This is a genomic window from Metabacillus sp. SLBN-84, assembly GCF_053629595.1.
In genome coordinates this window covers 2,682,478-2,697,002 of sequence record NZ_JBRJIP010000001.1, presented here as the reverse complement: position 1 = coordinate 2,697,002, position 14,525 = coordinate 2,682,478, and the positions used below count along the sequence as shown (strand labels likewise).

Here is a 14,525-nt window from a genome sequence, read left to right as displayed (position 1 = left end):
AAGAATTTTCAGGCAGCTGTAAATCCGATGGATAGAATGAAGAAGGACGCACAAACTAGAGGCGAAGGCGGACCTCAAGTTGACTCACTCTGTTGGAGGTGATACTAATGTCACAGCTTTTAGGTATCATAACTAGACTTCAAAGTCTGCAGGAAAATGCCGTTTCGAATGAACCAAGCCAGCGCTTCTTTGAAGTTGAGGGTGAAAAACGCTGCAGTGTAAAATATTTTGATAAAACGGATACGTTCGAACTCGAAGTATTCCAAAAAGATGAAAAGCCCCAGTCTTATCAATTTGACAACATCGATATGATCGCAATTGAAATTTTTGATTTGCTCCAATAAACGGGAGGGAACCGATGAATACGAAACCAAGCGTCATTTGTCCGAATTGCCATGAGCAGCAGCCTCTGAATGAAGTGCTGACTGCCCTGTCCAATCAGAATGTCAATTATTCGTGTTCCAACTGCCATTATCATATGCGTAATATTCAAACGAAAAAAGGGTAAACAGCCAAAATCATTGGCTGTTTTTTTTTGATGTTTAGAAAATTATAAAGTTAAAAGGCTGTGGAAAACATAACAAAGTTATCCTCGGCAAGCGTAAGCGCCTAGATCCTCTGTCAGAACAAATCCGGCAAAAAAGGCGGGACCCGGACTTTTCTGCCGGATTCTTATCTGCCTATCGGAGCGGGCCTTGGCGCTTCCGCTTTTGATCTGGTCATTTTCTAGTTTTAACCAACATTTATTTAAGTGAAAAAACTTTTTATAAATTTGTGTGAAAATCCGAAACCTTCATTCAATTTCAAACGTTATATATAGTGACTCGGGTAAAGGAGGCGGATCTGTTCAGCGGTGAAACAGCGGACTGTTTAAAAAGAGGGCTTTGAGGAAAAAATATACTATGAAATTTACGCCAATTTGCTCAATACTCTCTTCAGCCAAGCATATAATATCTTGGTTCTGTAATTTCCGCTGAAAAGGAGCTGTCATATGACTGACCATTTTGTCTTTTACAATGTCTCTGAAGGAAACATGTCATTTGAAGCTATGATCCATAAAATTAAATCCTTCCTGAAGAAAGACCCGAGAAGCACCTATCTTCTGTCAATCGGGACAGATTCACAGGTTCATCAGACAGAAACAAAGTTTATCACTGCTGTTCATGTTCACCGTCTCGGAAAAGGAGCGTGGGGCTGCCTGAAGAATTCGGTCATCCCGCGGCCAATGACGAGCCTCCATGAAAAAATATCCATGGAAACGACTTTAAGCCAGGAGCTTGCCTATGCGTTTACATCCGTTTATTTGGCAGAGCTTGCAGAAATTCTTATTCCTTATTCGGATGAGGGAGCAGATCTTACATTTGAAATTCATCTGGATATTGGGAGGAAGGGTGTGACAAAGGACCTTATTCAGGAGATGACCGGAAGAATTCAGGCTATGGGCCTGGAAGCAAAAATCAAGCCTGACTCCTATACTGCATTCAGCTATGCCAATCGGTTCACAAAATAATGAATCTGTCGGAATTTGCGGTTGACGCAGTGCTTTTTCATTGATTAATCTATCATTAAGGGGGCAATCTATTATGAATTCTGCAGCAGAAATTCTTTCACAGGACGACCAAAAATTTTTAGTTGAGCTTCTTCTAAAACAGCAATATGCTCTGGAGCTGGTCAGCAGCGAGATTTATGAAATTGAAAACGGCACAAAACAGTCTGATCATGCAACCTATCAAAAACTGATCCGGCTGTATGACCGAATCCGATTTGAAGTGAAATGATTACATACGCCTGGTACTCTTAGCAAGAGTATCTTTTTTTTGCTTTTCATGTTAAAACATGCTGATGAGGGAATGGCAAAGAAAAGATGAATCCGCATTACTTTCCCTCTTTGTGGTAGAATAAGAAGGTAGTTTGAACATTTTTAAAGCGGGGTAAATGGGTTCGGTGTGAACTTTTTTAGAGAGGGAGAACAAATGTGATTAGCATACATACAAAGAAATTGCTGAATGAATCAACGATAGAAGAATATATGATACCTTCAGATAAGGTTGCACATGTACAGATTGGCAATAACCTCGAGCATGCGCTGCTTGTTTTGACGAAAACAGGCTACACGGCAGTGCCGGTTCTTGATCCTTTCTTTAAACTGCATGGACTTCTTGGCACAAACATGATGATGGATGCAATCCTTGGCCTCCAGCGAATTGAATTTGAGAAGCTTGAACATATGAAGGTTGAAGAGGCTATGAATGCAGATATTCCAAGGCTGCATTTAAAAGATCCGATTTCCAAAGGGCTGGATTTGGTCATTGATCACTCTTTTGTCTGTGTTGTCGATGACGACGGCATTTTTGAGGGAATCCTGACAAGACGCGCAATTTTGAAAGAACTTCAGAAACAAATGATTGAAAATAGATAAATTCCGGGAGAGAAGGAGAGGAACATTTGCTCCTTCTTTTGCTTTTTAACGGAAAAGGGAGACGATGAAGGTGGCACAGGCTATTCTTGAAAAAGAAGAAATCAAGCAGCAGTCTTCGAATAGAAAACGCCCATTTATCCTGGCTGCGGTTATGCTCGCAATGTTTATGGCTGCTATTGAAGCAACAATTGTATCCACAGCCATGCCTGCGATTGTAGGAGAGCTTGGAGGATTTTCATTATACAGCTGGGTTTTTTCGTCCTATTTGCTGATGAATGCTGTTACCGTTTTGATTTATGGGAAGTTATCCGATCTGTTCGGCAGAAAGCCTGTCCTTATATTCGGCATTTCTGTTTTTCTCGCCGGTTCTGCGATGTGCGGGCTGGTCAGCTCGATGGAGTGGCTGATTGCAGCACGGTTTATCCAAGGGTTTGGAGCAGGCGCTGTCATGCCGATTGCATCGACAATTGTCGGGGACATTTATACAAAAGAAGAACGGGCTAAAATTCAGGGATACTTATCAAGCGTATGGGGGATTTCTGCCGTAATGGGACCTGCAATCGGCGGGCTTTTAGTCCAGTTTGTGAGCTGGAGATTTGTCTTTTGGGTTAATATTCCGCTTGGGCTTTTAGCGATTGCAGGGCTTGTTTTATATCTCCACGAAAATGTGGAGCGGAAAAAACATGAAATTGATTACAAAGGAGCCCTATTCTTATTTCTTTCCATAAGCACAGCTATGATTGTTCTTGTGGAAGGAGGCATCAGATGGCCATGGATGTCGAGTCCGGTCCTTTTGATCTCATCGGCTGCCGTTTTGTCTTTTGTCCTATTTATTCGACAGGAAAAAAGTGCAAAAGAGCCTATGATGCCGTTTAGTATCTGGAAAGAAAAAAGCATCTTCATCGCAAACATGACCTCATTAACAACAGGTGTGATGCTGATTGGAATCTCATCTTTTCTTCCTGCTTTTGTACAGGCTGTGATGGGACAGACTCCGATTATTGCGGGATTTACTCTTACTGCCATGTCCATTGGCTGGCCAATCGCATCAACCATATCAGGGCGGCTCCTTTTTAAAATTGGTTTTAGAACCACCTCTGTTATCGGAGGTGCAGCCCTGATCGCCGGAAGTGCTGTTTTCTTCACGCTGACACCGGACGACGGCCCTCTGTGGGCTGCCTTTGGTTCCTTCCTTGTCGGCATAGGGATGGGAATGACCACGACGGCTTTCATTGTCTCCATTCAAAGTACAGTCAGCTGGGAGCAGAGGGGTTCAGCAACAGCGGCCAACATGTTTATGAGAACGCTGGGTAATACGATTGGCGCCGCTCTGCTTGGAGGAATACTAAATACCCGGCTGCAGTCTTATTTCAGGGATGAAGGAATTGGTGAAACAATCAATCTTGATTCCATTAACAGGCTCCTCAGCCCTGAGGAAGCATCAAAGCTTTCTGATGATGCCATGCAGGCTTTAAAAGAAGGCCTGACATACTCCCTTCACAGTGTTTATATTATTGTGTTCCTATTTGCTGTAATCAGTTTCGTTCTTATATTAAGGCTTCCAAAAGAAAAGAAAGAGGCGCAGGAGAAGTAACTCCCGCGCCTTTTTGCTGTTTAATTTAGTTCAAGGAGTTCAATCCGGTTTCCGAATGGATCGTAAAATGAAAATCTGTTTACACCGGGAATCGGTATCTCTTCTTTCATTTCTACAGAAAGCTTAGTCAGATAATCCCTGGCATCTTCAAGATCTTCTACTTCAAAGGCCGGATGCCGCTTGCTTTTGGATCTGTCCGTTTCCTCAAGGCCGATATGCAGTTCTATTGATCCTGCCCGGCACCAGAAACCGCCATTCTTTAAAAGTGCCGGCGGCTTAGGTATTTCTTCAAATCCGAGCTCTTGAATGTAAAATCGGCGGGCAGGCTCTTCTTCTGCAGGAGAAACGCACAGCTGCAGATGATGCAGGCTTTTTATTTTCATTGGGAAACCTCCTATAAGATAAGGTTATAGAATAACTGAAGAATGAGGAGAACAGTGATCAGACGTATCAGCCAAGCCGCCTGTTTAAAACTGAGCTTTGCTGCAAAACGCACTGCAATCTGTGCTCCAAGTATGCTTCCAGCAGCAAGACTCAGCGCAATATTCCAATTCATGATGCCTGAAAGGGCGTAGGCAGTGAATGCTCCGGTGCAGCTTAAAAAAGTCTGAAAGCGTGTAAAGGCAACTGATTTAATATAGGAAAATCCGTTATGCAAAAAGGTGTACATCAGGAGAGTTCCCTGCCCGGGCCCGAACATGCCGTCATAGGCTCCAATTCCAAAAACGAGAGGGTAGAGGCTTTTCTTCAGCCGGGGTTCAGCCGTTTTCTGTTCCTGCGGTTTTTTCAACAGATTGAGCCCCAAAGCGAAAAGGAGGAGAAAGAGAGCGATGACAGTCATCACTTCACCGCTCAGCTGACTTGTGAAGGCAGCTCCAAGCACACCTCCTCCAACCGTAAATGGCGCAGTTGCTGCCATTTCCTTCACGTTCACTTCTTTTTTTCTAAGAAGAACAGCAAAGCTTGAAAATGAACTTAACGTATTTGCAAATTTATTAGAGGAGATAATGGTGTGAATAGGCAGTCCGTACATGAGCATAAGGGGCATGTTGATCATCCCGCCGCTCCCTGCAAGAGTGCCGATGAAGGTTGCTGCAATACCGATGAAAAAGATCGGCCATTCCATAAAGCATCACATCTTCCTGACAAGTTAAAGCGCGCTTTTCACCCTTAGTATATTCTTCGAGTGACAATAATGAAATTATGAATAAATTAGCATATAATATAAGGAAAACTTATAGAGGAGGTATTTATGCAGCTGACTGAATTAAAAATGCTCGTAGTTCTATCTGAAGAAATGAATATGAGAAAAGCATCCGAACGGCTTTTTGTTTCCCAGCCTGCGCTGTCACAAAGGCTGCAGTCCATCGAAAAGTCATGGGGCTTTCAAATTTTTATCCGTTCACAAAAAGGACTGACGCTTACGCCTGCGGGAGAAAAGATTGTAGCATTCGCAAAAGAAGTGACGAAGAAAGAAGAAAAACTGCGTGAAGAGATTTCAGAGCTTGAAGGAGAAGTGCACGGAACACTGAAGATCGCCGTGGCATCCATCATCGGACAGCACTGGCTGCCTAACATTCTAAAAAAATATGTCAGCAAATATCCTCATGCAAAGATTTCGCTTGTTACAGGGTGGAGCAGCGAGATTTTAAAAAGCATGTATGAAGATCACGTTCACCTCGGCATCATCAGAGGCAATCCGGAGTGGAAAGGGGTCAAGAAGCACTTGCTGACAGACACCCTGTACTTAGTGGATTCAGAAATTCATAAGGTTGAGGATTTGATTGATACCGAGCGGCCCTTTATTCAGTTTAAAAGCGACTCATCCTATTACCAGGAGATTCAGGACTGGTGGCATAAACATTTTCAGAGCAGCCCAAAGCGCACGATTGTTGTCGACCAGATTGAAACGTGCAAACAAATGGCCTACAACGGAATCGGATATGCAATCCTGCCTTCGGTTACGCTTGTGGACGATAATCGGGACATTCATAAAATCCCATTATTAAACGAGCACGGAGATCCAATCGTAAGGGATACATGGCTGCTTGGGTTTGAGTCATCCTTTAAATTAAAACAAGTGCAGGCATTTCTCGATATTTTGAACGAAGAGGGAATTTCGTAAAAGGGACGATTTTTTGTGCAAGCAGCTGATAATGCTGTTTTTTTATTTCAGCAGAAACAATTGACAATGAGAATAGTTTTCAATTAAAGTAAAAGTGAAAATGAAAATCATTATCAATTGAAGAGGTGGCACGAGTGAAAACGGCTCTTATTCTATATGCCAGCATGTCAGGGAATACAGAAGACATGGCAAGACTGATCGGACAGCAGCTAAGTAAAAAAGGGATGGATGTAGTGTTTGAGGAGCTGGATCTTTGCATGACAGATGAGCTGTTCAACTATGATGTGATTTTTGCCGGGTCTTACACGTGGGGAGACGGAGACCTTCCGTATGAGGCAGAAGATTTTTATGAAGAACTCTCAGAGTTAAACCTAAGAGGGAAGCTGGTTGCCTGTTTCGGGTCAGGAGATCATGCCTATCCGAAATTCTGCGAGGCAGCAGACTTGCTGCAAAGGCGGTTTAAAGAAACAGGGGCAGAAGTTTTTCATGATACATTAAAAATAGAAGGTTCACCTGAATCAGATCTGGAACATGAAGCCTGCAGAATGTTTGCAGATGCAGTTGCCGAATGGAGCGCTGCTGCCGGAAAATCAATGATATAAATGAGGCGTCCGGTTTCAGCTTGTCAACAAACCCGTCCTTTGATACAGTAATGAGGTATATAGTCTGAAGGAGGAATACATATGAAAATGATGGATGCGAATGAGATTATCTCGTTTATTCAAAATAGTACAAAATCGACACCTGTAAAAGTGTATGTGAAAGGCGATCTTGAAGGAATCGATTTCGGTTCTTCTTCACAAACATTCATAAACGGCAGCAGCGGTGTAGTTTTCGGCGAATGGGCTGAAATTCAGACGGTGCTTTCTCAAAACCAAGCGAAAATTGATGATTTTGTTGTTGAAAATGACCGCCGCAATTCAGCGATTCCGCTTCTTGACATGAAAAACATTAAAGCGCGAATTGAGCCTGGCGCTATTATCCGCGACCAAGTCGAAATTGGAGATAACGCCGTTATTATGATGGGAGCTTCCATCAACATCGGTTCAGTAATTGGCGAAGGCACGATGATTGATATGAACGTTGTTCTTGGAGGCCGCGCTACAGTAGGGAAAAACTGCCATATCGGAGCGGGATCTGTTCTTGCAGGCGTCATCGAACCGCCATCTGCAAAACCGGTTGTCATTGAAGATGATGTAGTCATCGGAGCCAATGCCGTCGTATTAGAAGGCGTTACAGTCGGTAAAGGCGCTGTCGTTGCTGCAGGCGCGATCGTCATTGACGATGTGGAGCCTTATACAGTTGTAGCAGGTACTCCTGCCCGCAAAATTAAAGATATCGATGAAAAAACAAAATCAAAAACTGAAATCAAACAAGAGCTCAGACAGCTTTAATACTTGAATGATTGACCGGCGTGGATGTTTTAGCATCCACGCCTTCTCTATAGAAACAGGGGGGATACGATTGGATCAAATGGACCTATTGTCAAAAATCAGACAGGATCTTCACCGAATTCCTGAGCTTGGCTTTCAGGAATATAAAACTCAGGCGTACCTATTGGAACATCTCGGGTCTTTACCCGCAGAAAGACTCGAAATCAAAAAATGGAAAACCGGTTTGTTTGTAAAAGTAAAAGGAACAGCTCCTTTGAAAACACTTGCTTACCGTGCCGATATTGACGGACTTCCCATCAGCGAGGAAACCGGCTACGACTTCAAATCTGATCATCCGGAGCTCATGCATGCCTGCGGCCACGATTTCCATATGACGATTGCGCTTGGAATCATTCATTATTTCGTCAAACATCCAGTCAGAGATGATCTGCTGTTTCTTTTTCAGCCTGCTGAAGAAGGCCCCGGAGGAGCTGAACCGATGCTCAGAAGCGAAGAAATGAAGGAGTGGAAACCTGATTTCATTACGGCACTTCACATTGCTCCGGAATATCCTGTCGGTACAATCGCCACACGTCCCGGTCTTCTTTTTGCGAATACATCGGAATTATTCATTGACTTAAAGGGAAAAGGGGGACATGCAGCCTATCCTCATACGGCTCAGGACATGATTGTTGCTGCTGCATCGCTTGTCACGCAGCTGCAGACCGTTGTTTCAAGAAACGTAGACCCGCTTGACAGTGCGGTGATTACGTTCGGGAAAATAACAGGAGGCACCGTTCAGAACATTATTGCAGAAAATGCAAGGCTTGAAGGAACGATCCGAACACTGTCCGTTGAGTCAATGGATAAAGTAAAAGAACGCATTGAGGCACTTGTCAGAGGGCTTGAGGTCGGCTATTCCTGCAGCGCGGTCATTGATTACGGTTCGATGTACCATCAGGTATACAACCATCATGAGCTGACGGAAGAATTCATGGATTTTGCAAAAGTGAACACAGATACTGAAGTTGTGCTGTGCAGAGAGGCCATGACGGGCGAAGACTTTGGATATATGCTGGATGAAATCCCGGGATTCATGTTCTGGCTCGGAGTGGACTCCCCGTATGGACTTCATCACTCAAAGCTTCAGCCTAAAGAGGAAGCGATAGGGGCAGCTGTTGACCTTATGTGCAGATATTTTCTCTACAAAGCGAACGGCTTATCAGAATAAAGGTACCTCCTATGAGACACATTAGTCTTAGGAGGTGGATGAGATGCCAAAAATCGGTGTTGAACAATCATTATCAGATGTTACAGCTGCACTTCAGTCAAAGGGATATGATGTTGTGGAACTCCGCAATGAAGAGGATGCAAAAGGCTGTGATTGCTGCATTATTACAGGCCAGGATTCCAACATTATGGGAATCAGCAATGCAGTAACAAGCGGTTCTGTTTTTACAGCCAGCGGTTATACAGCGGATGAAATCTGCCAGCAGGTGGAGAGCAGGCTTCAATAGAAAAAGAAATGAGCTGCCGAAGCCGGCAGCTCATTTGCTGTTTACTGTTTTTTCTCAATATAAACCTGATGCGGAAACGGAATCTCAATGCCGTGTGCATCAAGTGTTTCTTTCACTTTTTTACGGAGATTGCGCTCTACTCCCCACTGCATCATATTCTCTGTCTTGGCGATAATCCGGATCACAACATCCGATGCGCCAAGGCTTTGAACCCCAATCACACTTGGTCCCTCAATGATTGATGCATCATGGGCGGCCATTTCATCACATGCCTTTTGAATAACCGAAATAGCCTCATCAATATTATCATCGTATGAAATGCCAATATCAACAAGTGCCCGCATGTTGCCCCTGGAATGATTGCTTAAACTGATAATCTCTCTGTTCGGCACATAATTAAGCGTTCCGTCAAAGCTTCTGATCTGGGTAGTCCGCAGGCCAACCTGCTCAACAATGCCAGAGTATCCTGCCGTTGTTACATAATCCTCGACATCAAGCTGTTTTTCAAGAAGCAGGAAAAAGCCTGTCACCACGTCGCTGACAAGTCCCTGTGCTCCAAAACCGATGGCAAGCCCTACAACTCCAGCCCCGGCAAGGAGAGCTGTTGCATCATATTCAAATACCTCAAACACCATCACGACAAAAATAAAGATCAGAATATATGAGAAGAGATTGAGTGTCAGACTCTGCAGCGTTCTGGATCTCCCAATTGAAATGGACTGACGCTCCTGAACCCTCTTAAACGTCTTTTCAACCACTCTTGTGCCGATAGCCCTTACGACCAGAAAAGCAATGAGTATGCCGATCAGCTTAAGTGTGATCACTCCGGCTGCCGTCAATAGGCCTACCCAGTTTACTCTGCTGATTAAATCAAAAAATTCCATGAACCAACATCCTTCCTGTACAAATAAAGTAAGACTAATTATTTGGTTACCCCAAGGACGTCATGTTAAACTTGATTTTGTAGAATTTAATCAGAAATTGCTGAGATTTGGTGATTGTTTTCAACCTGAAAAGGGAATACCAATACATGTGCTCCATTTTAAGCAACACGCCTTTTTTAAATTAATTATTATTTAACATTGACTGAAAATAAACATTGCACTATAATGGTCAATGTGAAATAAACAAGACAATAATTGAGAAAATCATTTTATGATTCTCAATTAAGCTGATATCGATTCCAGATATCAATTACATATTGGAGGGATACATCATGGCAGAACGCATGGTAGGTAAACAAGCACCGCGCTTTGAAATGGATGCGGTAATGGCTGACAAGGAATTTGGAAAAGTAAGCCTTGAAGAAAATATGAAAAACGACAAATGGACAGTGCTGTTCTTTTACCCAATGGACTTCACGTTCGTTTGCCCGACTGAAATTACATCAATGTCAGACCGTTATGATGAGTTCGAAGATCTTGATGCTGAAGTAATCGGCGTTTCAACTGATACAATCCACACTCATCTTGCATGGATCAACACAGACCGTAAAGAAAACGGCCTTGGCGATCTTAAATTCCCGCTTGCAGCGGATACAAACCATATGGTTTCACGCGAATACGGCGTCCTTATTGAAGAAGAAGGCGTAGCTCTTCGCGGACTATTCATCATCAATCCTGACGGCGAGCTTCAATACGCTGTTGTTAACCACAACAACATCGGCCGTGACGTAGATGAAACACTTCGTGTGCTTCAGGCTCTTCAAACTGGCGGACTTTGCCCGGCTAACTGGAAACCTGGACAAGCTACACTTTAATAAACGGTTGATGAGAGGTCTAACTTTTTGTTAGGCCTTTTTTAAACAAGCAATGGAGGGAAACACAATGAAATTACGCGCACAAATGCCTGAACTGAACGGCGCAACTGAATGGCTGAACGGCCAGCTGACAAAAGAAGACCTGATTGGCGAGAAACCTACACTGATCCATTTCTGGTCAGTAAGCTGCCATCTTTGCAAAGAGGCAATGCCTCAGGTAAATGAATTCAGAGATCAGTACAAAGACAAACTGAATGTTGTGGCTGTTCACATGCCAAGATCAGAAGACGATCTGAACCTTGAAGACATCAAGAAAGTTGCGGCTGAGCATGATATTTCACAGCCAATCTTTGTTGACAGCGAACATAAGCTGACAGATGCATTTGAAAATCAGTATGTTCCTGCTTATTATGTATTTGACAAAACAGGAGCTCTCCGTCACTTCCAGGCAGGCGGAAGCGGCATGAAAATGCTTGAAAAACGTGTAAACCGCGTGCTTGCCGAAACAGAAAACGCAGAATGAAAAAAGTGCTCCGTTTTAGGAGCGCTTTCTTTTTTCGACATTTTTAACCATTTATTTGATTTTCTAAACCTTTCCATGTATAATGAAAAAGTTAGTTCATTATAAAATACCCTTCTACCATATTAATAATGAGTCAATCAGTCCTTATACGGACAAATGCTTCAAATTCAAATCCTTTGATTTTTGTTAGCTCAATTCAAGCTGGCGCGGTCATCGGAGCCGCAAGGACGAGAGAGAGGTAGGGCTTTCGTTGCTTTGTGTTCACAGATAATAAATGAATAACCAATAGATTTGTCACACTATCAAAATCTTTTTATGATTTTATATGGCATTTAGCATTCACATGTTATAAAGACTATCTATTCCTCTAATTGATACTCTTTATAATATGTGAATATTTTATTTACCATGTTGTAAATAGTAGGGCATATTAAAAAATTTTTGGAGGTTTTCTCTCATGACGACTGGAAAAGTAAAATGGTTCAATTCAGAAAAAGGCTTTGGATTTATCGAAGTTGAAGGCGGAAACGACGTATTCGTTCACTTCAGCGCGATCACTGGCGAAGGGTACAAAACATTAGAAGAAGGCCAAGAAGTTGAATTCAACATCGTTGAAGGCAACCGCGGACCTCAAGCTGAGAATGTTGTAAAATTATAATGAACGAAAAAGCCGCTCAGGTCTGAGCGGCTTTTTTATTTGCTTTTTGCTGGATTTGCAGAATGTCACCACATCTGAAAACCTCAGTTGAAAACATATGGCTTTTAAAGATTTCCGTCCGCTTATGAAGGGTCATAAGCAGGTGGGAAATGACTTTTCGCAGGAGTCCTGTGATGCAAGAAGGGTCATAAGCAACTGGGATACGATCTCTCGCAGAGTCTTGTGATGCAAGAAGGGTCATAAGCAACTGGGATACGACCTTTCGCAGTGTCCGACGAGGTATAAAGGGTCATAAGCAACTGGGATATGACCTTTCTCAGCGTGCTGCCAAACAAGAAGGGTCATATTTTTTTTGCAAACGGTTACCTTTAACTGCTCTTAAAAAATCCATTGACACCGGTATCTGCATCCTGTATCGTGGTCAAGTATGTGTTAAATATTTAGGAGGCTCACCATGAATCAACAAAATGTACAGCAAGTAAAAATCACTACTGCAGATCCTTCGGCAATCGGGCTATTTGGACTCGCTATGGTAACACTAGTGGCTTCGTCACAAAAACTTGGATTGACTGACGGTCTTTCACTTATATTGCCCTGGGCGATATTCCTGGGCGGCTTTGCACAGCTTTTTGCAAGTGTTCACGATGCAAAACACAACAACACGTTTGGAACGACTGCATTTGGCGCTTTCGGTCTTTTCTGGCTTGGAGTCGGCGCAACCTGGCTGATTCAAATGGGCGTGTTCGGCGAGAAACTTGCGGCAGCCGCTGATCCAAAACAGCTTGGATTTGCATTTGTCGGATACCTGATTTTCAGTCTGTTCATGACAATCGGTGCAATGGAAACACACAAGGTCCTGTTTTTGATTTTTGTTTTTATCGATTTTCTATTTATCGGACTTTCACTGAGTGCTTTTGATATTATGCATGAGGCGACCCACATGCTTGCTGCTGTATCTGAGCTGATCATTGCCCTGCTGTCGTTCTACGGTTCTGCTGCAGCGGTACTGAATACTCATTTCGAAAAAACAGTGCTGCCTGTTGGAAAACCTTTTGGGATCTTCAAAAAATAAGCAAAAGAAAACGAGCAGGGTTCATTCCCTGCTCGTTTTACTTTTCTTCTCTGTAATGCTCCTGGCAAAATGCTTTAACCATGATTTCTTCTTCTTCTTCAAGCTCAAAATCAAGAACGCCATTTGTTTCCTGCTCCATCAGATGATAAACAGAAACGGTTCCTTCACCGGTGTCGTTTACAGCAAAAATCACCTTCATCAGGAGACCTTTTTCAGTATAAAGCTCATCCTCTTCATCTACCTCAAGCTCAAGAATAAATTCATACCGGTCTCCGGTGAGAATGCCAAATGGATCCTGCAGTTTTTCAACCGTATAGGCTGCTATGTTCATATGTATCATTCCAATCTTTCAGGGTATACTCCCTACCTATCCTACCTAAAAAAAGTCCATAAAACAACTTTATAGAAAAGAGTGTCAGATATACTGACAGCACACTGCTTATATTTTACATTCTGCAAGACAAATCTCCTTAACCATTTAACAATTTGTACAGTGTAAAGCCAATTTGTTAAAAGTAAAATAGAGACAGGTATTATTTTTTTAATATTTAGACTATTTATGCGAAACGGAGGAGGTTTTTTATATGCCGGATAAAGTGGTCATCGGTTTAATTCAGGCAAGCAATGATACAGACGGAAATGAGGCTGTAGATATCCATAAAGAACGGGCGATTGAAAAGCATATGAAGCTTGTGAGGGAAGCAAGCAGCAGGGGTGCGCAGATTGTCTGTCTTCAGGAGATATTCTACGGCCCTTATTTCTGCACGGAACAGAATACGAAATGGTACGATGCAGCAGAGGAAATTCCAAACGGACCGACCACAAAACGGTTTCAGGAGCTTGCCCGTGAGCTCGGAATGGTGATCGTGCTGCCGATTTATGAAAGGGAAGGAATCGCAACTTATTATAATACTGCTGCTGTCATTGACGCGGATGGAACGTATTTAGGGAAATACCGCAAACATCATATCCCTCATGTCGGAGTCGGAAAAGACGGCGGCGGATTTTGGGAGAAGTTCTACTTTAAGCCAGGCAATCTCGGCTACCCGGTTTTTGATACAGCATTTGCGAAGATTGGTGTCTATATATGCTATGACAGGCACTTTCCTGAGGGAGCAAGGCTTCTCGGTCTGAACGGTGCGGAAATCGTCTTTAATCCTTCAGCAACGGTTGCAGGCCTGTCAGAATACCTGTGGAAACTTGAACAGCCTGCACATGCTGTTGCAAATGGCTATTATATAGGCGCCATCAACAGGGTGGGATATGAGGGGCCATGGAATATGGGTGAATTTTACGGACAATCCTATCTCGCCGATCCAAGAGGCAGATTTGTTGCTGAAGGAAGCCGTGACAGAGATGAAGTGGTCATTGGGGAGATGGATAAAAAAGTGATCCGCGAAGTCCGGGATACGTGGCAATTTTACCGGGACAGACGCCCTGAAACGTATCAGGAAATGACGGCCCTGCTGCCTTAAAAAGGAGGTA

20 protein-coding genes are annotated in these 14,525 nt (G+C 43.1%); 16 read left to right on the top strand and 4 right to left on the bottom strand.

Annotation, left to right across the window (positions count from 1 at the left end; translation table 11 throughout):
- Positions 1–107: 107 nt before the first annotated feature.
- The 6 genes from RKD52_RS13790 to RKD52_RS13765 all read left to right on the top strand — a co-directional run bounded on the left by RKD52_RS13790 (position 108) and on the right by RKD52_RS13765 (position 4,013).
- Positions 108–344 carry a YkuJ family protein gene (locus tag RKD52_RS13790; RefSeq protein ID WP_029281554.1) on the top strand — a complete coding sequence of 79 codons (237 nt, stop codon included), beginning with the start codon at positions 108–110 and terminating at the stop codon, positions 342–344.
- A 14-nt stretch (positions 345–358) separates the two neighbouring features.
- Positions 359–508, top strand: coding sequence for a hypothetical protein (locus RKD52_RS13785; RefSeq protein WP_369732840.1), 150 nt, complete (start codon positions 359–361; stop codon positions 506–508).
- A 483-nt stretch (positions 509–991) separates the two neighbouring features.
- Positions 992–1,510, top strand: a complete 519-nt coding sequence (locus RKD52_RS13780; protein ID WP_454100129.1) for a ribonuclease H-like YkuK family protein — start codon at positions 992–994, stop codon at positions 1,508–1,510.
- Positions 1,511–1,583: 73 nt separating this feature from the next.
- A complete protein-coding gene (gene abbA, locus RKD52_RS13775) occupies positions 1,584–1,778 on the top strand; it encodes an antirepressor AbbA (RefSeq protein WP_029281550.1) in 195 nt (64 codons plus the stop codon).
- 197 nt (positions 1,779–1,975) lie between these two features.
- Positions 1,976–2,419, top strand: a complete 444-nt coding sequence (gene cbpB / locus RKD52_RS13770; RefSeq protein ID WP_369732842.1) for a cyclic-di-AMP-binding protein CbpB — start codon at positions 1,976–1,978, stop codon at positions 2,417–2,419.
- Between the two features lie 151 nt (positions 2,420–2,570).
- Positions 2,571–4,013, top strand: a complete 1,443-nt coding sequence (locus RKD52_RS13765; RefSeq protein WP_454101228.1) for an MDR family MFS transporter — start codon at positions 2,571–2,573, stop codon at positions 4,011–4,013.
- Between the two features lie 20 nt (positions 4,014–4,033).
- Here the strand turns inward: RKD52_RS13765 and RKD52_RS13760 are convergent, their stop codons facing one another.
- Both RKD52_RS13760 and RKD52_RS13755 read right to left on the bottom strand, forming a co-directional pair.
- Positions 4,034–4,396: a VOC family protein gene (locus tag RKD52_RS13760; protein ID WP_454100128.1), complete on the bottom strand. Its 363-nt coding sequence runs from the start codon at positions 4,394–4,396 to the stop codon at positions 4,034–4,036.
- 11 nt (positions 4,397–4,407) lie between these two features.
- Positions 4,408–5,139, bottom strand: coding sequence for a sulfite exporter TauE/SafE family protein (locus RKD52_RS13755; RefSeq protein WP_454100127.1), 732 nt, complete (start codon positions 5,137–5,139; stop codon positions 4,408–4,410).
- 126 nt (positions 5,140–5,265) lie between these two features.
- Here RKD52_RS13755 and RKD52_RS13750 point away from each other — a divergent pair, with 126 nt between their 5' ends.
- The 5 genes from RKD52_RS13750 to RKD52_RS13730 all read left to right on the top strand — a co-directional run bounded on the left by RKD52_RS13750 (position 5,266) and on the right by RKD52_RS13730 (position 9,028).
- The gene (locus RKD52_RS13750) at positions 5,266–6,138 is read left to right on the top strand and encodes a LysR family transcriptional regulator (RefSeq protein WP_029281541.1); all 873 of its coding nucleotides are present in this window, start codon (positions 5,266–5,268) and stop codon (positions 6,136–6,138) included.
- A gap of 134 nt (positions 6,139–6,272) precedes the next feature.
- Positions 6,273–6,740, top strand: coding sequence for a flavodoxin (locus RKD52_RS13745; protein WP_454100126.1), 468 nt, complete (start codon positions 6,273–6,275; stop codon positions 6,738–6,740).
- A gap of 81 nt (positions 6,741–6,821) precedes the next feature.
- Entirely contained in the window at positions 6,822–7,532 is a 711-nt protein-coding gene (gene dapD / locus RKD52_RS13740; protein WP_369732848.1) for a 2,3,4,5-tetrahydropyridine-2,6-dicarboxylate N-acetyltransferase, read from the top strand.
- Positions 7,533–7,611: 79 nt separating this feature from the next.
- On the top strand, positions 7,612–8,742 hold the full coding sequence (locus RKD52_RS13735; RefSeq protein WP_454101227.1) for an N-acetyldiaminopimelate deacetylase: 1,131 nt from the start codon (positions 7,612–7,614) through the stop codon (positions 8,740–8,742).
- Positions 8,743–8,785: 43 nt separating this feature from the next.
- Positions 8,786–9,028, top strand: coding sequence for a YkuS family protein (locus tag RKD52_RS13730; protein WP_029281537.1), 243 nt, complete (start codon positions 8,786–8,788; stop codon positions 9,026–9,028).
- 41 nt (positions 9,029–9,069) lie between these two features.
- On the opposite strand, the gene RKD52_RS13725 is transcribed toward RKD52_RS13730, so the two are convergent.
- The gene (locus RKD52_RS13725) at positions 9,070–9,912 is read right to left on the bottom strand and encodes a mechanosensitive ion channel family protein (protein WP_454100125.1); all 843 of its coding nucleotides are present in this window, start codon (positions 9,910–9,912) and stop codon (positions 9,070–9,072) included.
- 332 nt (positions 9,913–10,244) lie between these two features.
- Here RKD52_RS13725 and RKD52_RS13720 point away from each other — a divergent pair, with 332 nt between their 5' ends.
- The 4 genes from RKD52_RS13720 (at position 10,245) to RKD52_RS13705 (ending at position 13,040) form a co-directional block, all read left to right on the top strand.
- Positions 10,245–10,787 carry a peroxiredoxin gene (locus RKD52_RS13720; RefSeq protein WP_029281532.1) on the top strand — a complete coding sequence of 181 codons (543 nt, stop codon included), beginning with the start codon at positions 10,245–10,247 and terminating at the stop codon, positions 10,785–10,787.
- Positions 10,788–10,854: 67 nt separating this feature from the next.
- Entirely contained in the window at positions 10,855–11,310 is a 456-nt protein-coding gene (locus tag RKD52_RS13715; RefSeq protein ID WP_454100124.1) for a TlpA family protein disulfide reductase, read from the top strand.
- A 457-nt stretch (positions 11,311–11,767) separates the two neighbouring features.
- Positions 11,768–11,968: a cold-shock protein CspD gene (cspD, locus tag RKD52_RS13710; protein ID WP_029281530.1), complete on the top strand. Its 201-nt coding sequence runs from the start codon at positions 11,768–11,770 to the stop codon at positions 11,966–11,968.
- A gap of 454 nt (positions 11,969–12,422) precedes the next feature.
- Positions 12,423–13,040, top strand: a complete 618-nt coding sequence (locus RKD52_RS13705) for an acetate uptake transporter (protein WP_454100123.1) — start codon at positions 12,423–12,425, stop codon at positions 13,038–13,040.
- 37 nt (positions 13,041–13,077) lie between these two features.
- Here the strand turns inward: RKD52_RS13705 and RKD52_RS13700 are convergent, their stop codons facing one another.
- Positions 13,078–13,371 (bottom strand): DUF6509 family protein, encoded by a 294-nt coding sequence (locus RKD52_RS13700; RefSeq protein WP_454100122.1) that lies wholly within the window; start codon positions 13,369–13,371, stop codon positions 13,078–13,080.
- A gap of 253 nt (positions 13,372–13,624) precedes the next feature.
- Here RKD52_RS13700 and RKD52_RS13695 point away from each other — a divergent pair, with 253 nt between their 5' ends.
- On the top strand, positions 13,625–14,515 hold the full coding sequence (locus tag RKD52_RS13695) for a nitrilase-related carbon-nitrogen hydrolase (RefSeq protein WP_369732853.1): 891 nt from the start codon (positions 13,625–13,627) through the stop codon (positions 14,513–14,515).
- Positions 14,516–14,525: the final 10 nt, after the last annotated feature.

Excerpts from the sequence above, each read along its gene's own strand:
- RKD52_RS13760 (WP_454100128.1), bottom strand. The coding sequence starts at position 4,396 with ATGAAAATAAAAAGCCTGCATCATCTGCAGCTGTGCGTTTCTCCTGCA.
- abbA (WP_029281550.1), top strand. The coding sequence starts at position 1,584 with ATGAATTCTGCAGCAGAAATTCTTTCACAGGACGACCAAAAATTTTTA.
- RKD52_RS13695 (WP_369732853.1), top strand. The coding sequence starts at position 13,625 with ATGCCGGATAAAGTGGTCATCGGTTTAATTCAGGCAAGCAATGATACA.
- RKD52_RS13700 (WP_454100122.1), bottom strand. The coding sequence starts at position 13,371 with ATGAACATAGCAGCCTATACGGTTGAAAAACTGCAGGATCCATTTGGC.
- RKD52_RS13735 (WP_454101227.1), top strand. The coding sequence starts at position 7,612 with ATGGACCTATTGTCAAAAATCAGACAGGATCTTCACCGAATTCCTGAG.
- RKD52_RS13790 (WP_029281554.1), top strand. The coding sequence starts at position 108 with ATGTCACAGCTTTTAGGTATCATAACTAGACTTCAAAGTCTGCAGGAA.
- RKD52_RS13705 (WP_454100123.1), top strand. The coding sequence starts at position 12,423 with ATGAATCAACAAAATGTACAGCAAGTAAAAATCACTACTGCAGATCCT.
- RKD52_RS13730 (WP_029281537.1), top strand. The coding sequence starts at position 8,786 with ATGCCAAAAATCGGTGTTGAACAATCATTATCAGATGTTACAGCTGCA.
- RKD52_RS13765 (WP_454101228.1), top strand. The coding sequence starts at position 2,571 with ATGCTCGCAATGTTTATGGCTGCTATTGAAGCAACAATTGTATCCACA.
- RKD52_RS13755 (WP_454100127.1), bottom strand. The coding sequence starts at position 5,139 with ATGGAATGGCCGATCTTTTTCATCGGTATTGCAGCAACCTTCATCGGC.
- RKD52_RS13785 (WP_369732840.1), top strand. The coding sequence starts at position 359 with ATGAATACGAAACCAAGCGTCATTTGTCCGAATTGCCATGAGCAGCAG.
- RKD52_RS13720 (WP_029281532.1), top strand. The coding sequence starts at position 10,245 with ATGGCAGAACGCATGGTAGGTAAACAAGCACCGCGCTTTGAAATGGAT.
- cspD (WP_029281530.1), top strand. The coding sequence starts at position 11,768 with ATGACGACTGGAAAAGTAAAATGGTTCAATTCAGAAAAAGGCTTTGGA.
- RKD52_RS13750 (WP_029281541.1), top strand. The coding sequence starts at position 5,266 with ATGCAGCTGACTGAATTAAAAATGCTCGTAGTTCTATCTGAAGAAATG.
- RKD52_RS13725 (WP_454100125.1), bottom strand. The coding sequence starts at position 9,912 with ATGGAATTTTTTGATTTAATCAGCAGAGTAAACTGGGTAGGCCTATTG.
- RKD52_RS13715 (WP_454100124.1), top strand. The coding sequence starts at position 10,855 with ATGAAATTACGCGCACAAATGCCTGAACTGAACGGCGCAACTGAATGG.
- RKD52_RS13780 (WP_454100129.1), top strand. The coding sequence starts at position 992 with ATGACTGACCATTTTGTCTTTTACAATGTCTCTGAAGGAAACATGTCA.
- dapD (WP_369732848.1), top strand. The coding sequence starts at position 6,822 with ATGAAAATGATGGATGCGAATGAGATTATCTCGTTTATTCAAAATAGT.